At 59.2% G+C, this 5,009-nt stretch carries 4 protein-coding genes; 2 read left to right on the forward strand and 2 right to left on the reverse strand.

The window, feature by feature from the left end:
* Positions 1 to 268: 268 nt before the first annotated feature.
* Entirely contained in the window at positions 269 to 1,132 is an 864-nt protein-coding gene (locus AOA60_RS07505) for a Dyp-type peroxidase (protein ID WP_099583892.1), read from the reverse strand.
* Between the two features lie 138 nt (positions 1,133 to 1,270).
* Here AOA60_RS07505 and AOA60_RS07510 point away from each other — a divergent pair, with 138 nt between their 5' ends.
* Both AOA60_RS07510 and AOA60_RS07515 read left to right on the forward strand, forming a co-directional pair.
* Positions 1,271 to 2,887, forward strand: coding sequence for an NADP-dependent glyceraldehyde-3-phosphate dehydrogenase (locus AOA60_RS07510; RefSeq protein WP_099583893.1), 1,617 nt, complete (start codon positions 1,271 to 1,273; stop codon positions 2,885 to 2,887).
* Positions 2,888 to 3,038: 151 nt separating this feature from the next.
* Entirely contained in the window at positions 3,039 to 4,100 is a 1,062-nt protein-coding gene (locus tag AOA60_RS07515) for an FUSC family protein (protein ID WP_099583894.1), read from the forward strand.
* Between the two features lie 63 nt (positions 4,101 to 4,163).
* Here AOA60_RS07515 and AOA60_RS32190 read toward each other — a convergent pair.
* The coding region (locus AOA60_RS32190) for an Ig-like domain-containing protein (RefSeq protein ID WP_178075330.1) at positions 4,164 to 5,009 on the reverse strand (846 nt) is incomplete at its 5' end.

Consider the following 5,009-nt stretch of genomic DNA (forward strand, 5'->3'; position numbering starts at 1 on the left):
GATCAAATAGACGAGAAAACAAATTCGCCATGGTGCTTCACTCGATGTCTGCAATAGGGCAACCCAGAGACATCCATCAGTCCCTGGATTGGCGAAGTCACAGAGAGTAAAGAGTTGCTATCCGTGGCGAATGTCGGAAGGTTCGCTTTATAAAGACAGGCGCTTCCCTAAGTGCAGAACAACAGGCAGTGGATACACAGCCATAAAAAACGCGCCATGACCGGGTAGGCGATGACGCGTTTTTTATGACTTCGACTGAAAGGGAAAATCAGCCTGCCAGCGCGCTCAGGTCCAGTCGCCCCCCAATAACCGGCGGGCACCAGTAGTAACCACCGGTCAACGGCGTACTGATGCGGTACAACCCGTCGACAATCCCGTCTTCCAACCCGCTCATGCGGCGCAGTTGTGCTTCGAATGCATCGAACGAATGGCCGAACGCGAGGAACATCAACCCGGCCTGGCCGTTCTCGGCCCATGGCATCGAGCGGCGCACCACGAAGGCTTCCGGGGTGAAGCTTTCCTGGGCAGTGCGTTTGGTGTGGGCGGATTCGGGGGCGTCTTCCAGCTCTTCGTTGTCGCCATGGCGGCGGCCGATGATGTGGTCGCGCTCCTGGGCAGGCAAGGCGGCGAAGCCGTCGAGGTCGTGCTGCCATTGCTGGATCGCGGCGAAGCTGGCGCCGCTGTCGGTCAAGGCGGCTTCAACGGCGGCGTCGTCGTGAGGGTTTTCGGTGCCGTCTTCGTAGTCGGTGAGGTCGAAGCCGGTCTTGTAGCGAAAGCCTTCGGTTGATTGCACCAGGCTAAACGCCGGGGCCAGGGCCTTCTCAAAAGCGCGACTGCGTAACAGCAGTTCACCGCGATCCACGCCGTGCAGCCATACCCACAGTGCCTGCTGGGTGGACGGATTGTGCGCGCCCGGCGCGCTCACGGTTGGAAAGCTGCGCAAGCCGTCAACCGTCGCACCCAGTGCATTTACCAGCGGCTCGCCAAACCCGACCACTGCCGCCGAATCGGTCAACTGCACCAACGCGTCCAGCGCAGCAGGTACGGCTGCCAGGGTATCCACGGCAAAAAACAGATGGCGTGCCTGTAAAGGCACCGGTGCGGCAAGAATGCCCGGCTGGTACTGACTCATGTGAACTCCTTCAAGAAAGGCGCGCAGTTTACCCGGCGCAAGGCGCGGTGCGTACTGCAAAGCGCACAAGCCTTGCAATAGAGCCCTCTGTTGGGTGACTCTCTAGTCATGTTTTGCAACTATTCCAGGGGTAGCGACATGACCACCAGCAACCTGCTCGCCCAACTTTTCCCCACGTCCGTGGCCGACATTCCCGAGCAATTCCGGCTCGAAGCGCCCATTGAACAGCGTGATTACCTGGTCGATGGCCAGTTGCAGGTATGGAGCGGCCCGCTGGCCCAGGTGCAGAGCCCGGTACAGTTGGGCGAGCGCCGCGTGGTGATCGGCAGCACGCCGCTGCTGGACGCCGAGACCGCCCTCACCGCCCTCGATGCCGCCGTGCGCGCCTACGACCGGGGCCAGGGCGAATGGCCAACCATGCGCGTGGCGGACCGTATCCAGCATGTCGAAGCGTTTTTGCGCCGCATGCGTGAACAGCGTGATGCCGTGGTTACGCTGTTGATGTGGGAAATCGGCAAGAACTTCAAGGACTCGCAGAAAGAATTCGACCGTACCTGCGACTACATCACCGACACCATCAATGCCCTCAAGGAGCTGGACCGTCGCAGCAGCCGCTTCGAGCTGGAACAGGACACGCTCGGGCAAATCCGCCGTGTGCCGCTGGGCGTGGCGCTGTGCATGGGCCCCTACAACTACCCGCTCAACGAGACCTTCACCACGCTGATCCCGGCGCTGATCATGGGCAACACCGTGGTGTTCAAGCCGGCCAAGCTCGGCGTGCTGCTGATCCGCCCACTGCTGGAGGCGTTTCGCGACAGCTTCCCGGCCGGGGTGATCAACGTGATCTACGGCAGTGGCCGCGAGACCGTCAGCGCGCTGATGGCCAGTGGCAAGATCGATATCTTTGCGTTCATCGGCACCAACAAAGCCGCCAGCGACCTTAAAAAACTGCACCCCAAGCCGCACCGCTTGCGTGCCGCCCTGGGCCTGGACGCGAAAAACCCCGGCATCGTGCTGCCCGAGGTCGACCTGGAAAATGCCGTCAGCGAGGCGGTCACCGGCTCGTTGTCTTTCAACGGCCAGCGCTGCACCGCGTTGAAAATCCTGTTTGTGCATGAAGATGTCGTCGAGCGCTTTATCGAGAAATTCAACGCCAAACTGGCGACCCTAAAACCCGGCATGCCGTGGGAAGACGGCGTGTCGCTGACGCCGCTGCCGGAAGTGGGCAAAGTGGATTACCTCAACGAACTGGTGGCCGATGCGCAACAACATGGCGCCCAGGTGGTGAATGCCAACGGTGGCACCAGCCGTGGGTCCTTCTTCTACCCGGCGGTGCTGTACCCGGTGAGCCCGCAGATGCGCGTGTACCACGAAGAACAGTTCGGCCCGGTGGTGCCAATCGTGCCCTACCGCGACCTGGAGACGGTGATCGAGTACGTGCTCGACTCGGACTTCGGCCAGCAATTGAGTATTTTCGGCACCAACGCTGTAGAGGTCGGCCGCCTGGTGGACACCTTTGCCAACCAGGTTGGCCGGATCAATATCAACGCCCAATGCCAGCGCGGGCCGGACACCTTCCCCTTCAACGGGCGCAAGAACTCGGCCGAGGGCACGTTGTCAGTGCATGACGCCTTGCGCGTGTTCTCGATCCGCACTTTGGTGGCCACCAAGTTCCAGGAGAGCAACAAGGCGCTGGTCAGCGACATCCTGCGCAACCGTGATTCGAGTTTCCTGACCACCGATTACATCTTCTAACATCTGCACGACTCACTGTGTGGGAGGGGGCTTGCTCCCGATAGCGGTGGGCCAGCCAATACATGCGGTACTGATCCACCGCCATCGGGGGCAAGCCCCCTCCCACATTTGGATTGTGTACATCTCCTGAACCGAGGCCCCTTTAATACTGATGAATCTGCCACTCTTCGCTCGGCGCCTGTTGCGCCCGCTGCTCGACCCGTACCGCCGCTATCGCCACGCCAAGCTGATCCACGCCGTGCGTGTGTCCATCGGCCTGCTGGCGACGATCCTGCTGACCACCGGCATCAACCTGCCCCATGGCGAATGGGCCTCGGTGACCATGCTGATCGTGATCGGTGGCTTGCAGCACCACGGCAATATCGGCAAGAAAGCCGTGGAGCGCGCCTACGGCACCTTGATCGGCGCCAGCGTCGGCCTGCTGCTGGTGGTGCAACAGGCCTACTTCGGCCAGCCACTGCTGACCTATTTGTTGATGTCGGTGGTGTGCGGATTCTTCTCCTATCACGCCATCGGCAAGGGCGGCTACATCGCGCTGCTGTCGGCGATCACGGTATTTATCGTCGCCGGCCACGGAGACAATCCGCTGTCCGACGGGTTGTGGCGCACCGTGGATATCCTGATCGGCATCGTGCTGGCGCTGGCGTTCTCGTTTGCCCTGCCGCTGTACGCCGTGTACTCGTGGCGCTACAACCTGGCCAGCGCCTTGCGTGATTGTGCGGCGATTTACAGCCGGATCATCAATGGCCAATCGGTCACCGATGATGAACACCTCAAACTGCTTAACCGCCTGAATGCGGCGATGGTGCAACTGCGTTCGCTGATGCCGTCGGTGTCCAAGGAAGTGCGCATTTCCATGACCGAGCTGGACGCGATCCAACGGCACTTGCGCCTGTGCATCAGCACGCTGGAGATTCTCGGCAATACCCGGCCCGACCCTCGCGATGAACAGGCGATGGCGCGGATGCAGGTGATGCTCAAGGCCGAGCATCGGCAGATTCGGGTGCAGTTGGTGGGGATGGCGCGGGCGTTGAGGTCGGGGGTGACGGAGCGGTTGGAGCGATCAGGCAGTGTAACGCCCGACCGTAACCTGCTCGAAACGCCGGTACGTATTGGTTTAGATGGTTATCGGTTGTTGACGCTGCAATTAGCCGCCAACATCGACACGATGCGTGAGGGGCTTCTTAAAAGCTCGGAGCAGTGGAAAATCTGAAACCGAAATCAAGGGGAGTAGACTTAACGATTAAATGAGTCCACTCCCCTGTTTTCACAGCAGTTATGAGGGTTGTAAGCACCAAGCCCAGGTGGATATATTTCTATTGATACACCTGGCACCATCGGGAAACTTTAAAGAGTCCCAAATCACGCCTGTCAGAGGGTCACACCCTTCCTCTACGCCTAACCAATAGAACGAATCATAAGGTACCGGAAGTGGCCAGCCGTAGGCTGTTCCCATAAAGCGGACTCCATCGTCAAAATAAATGCCCTGAGCACCGGCCAGTGATTTTCGCCAGTTAACTGCACCTGCCCAGTTCATACTGTTACGATTTTCACGTAGAAGCCATACATTGCTGACATTCACTGAGTAAGACACGAGGGCGCCATTTCGGTCAGTGACATCGATAATCGTACTGCCATTGCTCATCCCGGACACAGATCCCGTTGACGTGACCGATGCCACCGCTGGGTTCCTGGACTGATAGGTATAAGGAGGTACCCCTCCGGTTGCGTTCCGGCCTTGCGTGTTACCGGGATACTCTCCCCTCTTTGTCCAGCCAGACACAATAATCGCGCGGCCATTCAAAACCATCGTCGATTGGTCTATTTGCAAAGGTGGTGGATAGGCGACTGTATAGGTCGTCAGTGGAAAAGGTTGCCCCCCCCTTTCCGTACTGCCATCCAACGTCACTTCACAACTGACGGTAATCGAGCCATTGTTCCGCACGGTCGATAACCAAGCGCGCGCCACATCCTTATTCACCAACCCCGCCGCCGCTTCCCCTGAATTGATCGGGTAACTCTCAAGCACCTTCAAGTCGTTCACACCGGGACTGCTGCAGGTCAGCCATACCCTTTGGTTGATAAAGCTCAACGGCCATTTACTGACACTGGCTTTACCTGG

This window comes from Pseudomonas sp. 2822-17 (genome assembly GCF_002742485.1).
GTDB lineage: Bacteria > Pseudomonadota > Gammaproteobacteria > Pseudomonadales > Pseudomonadaceae > Aquipseudomonas > Aquipseudomonas cyclaminis.

What these genes read in the sequence shown, in the direction of transcription:
- AOA60_RS07505 (WP_099583892.1), bottom strand. Translation starts at nt 1,132, where the DNA reads ATGAGTCAGTACCAGCCGGGCATTCTTGCCGCACCGGTGCCTTTACAG.
- AOA60_RS07510 (WP_099583893.1), top strand. Translation starts at nt 1,271, where the DNA reads ATGACCACCAGCAACCTGCTCGCCCAACTTTTCCCCACGTCCGTGGCC.
- AOA60_RS07515 (WP_099583894.1), top strand. Translation starts at nt 3,039, where the DNA reads ATGAATCTGCCACTCTTCGCTCGGCGCCTGTTGCGCCCGCTGCTCGAC.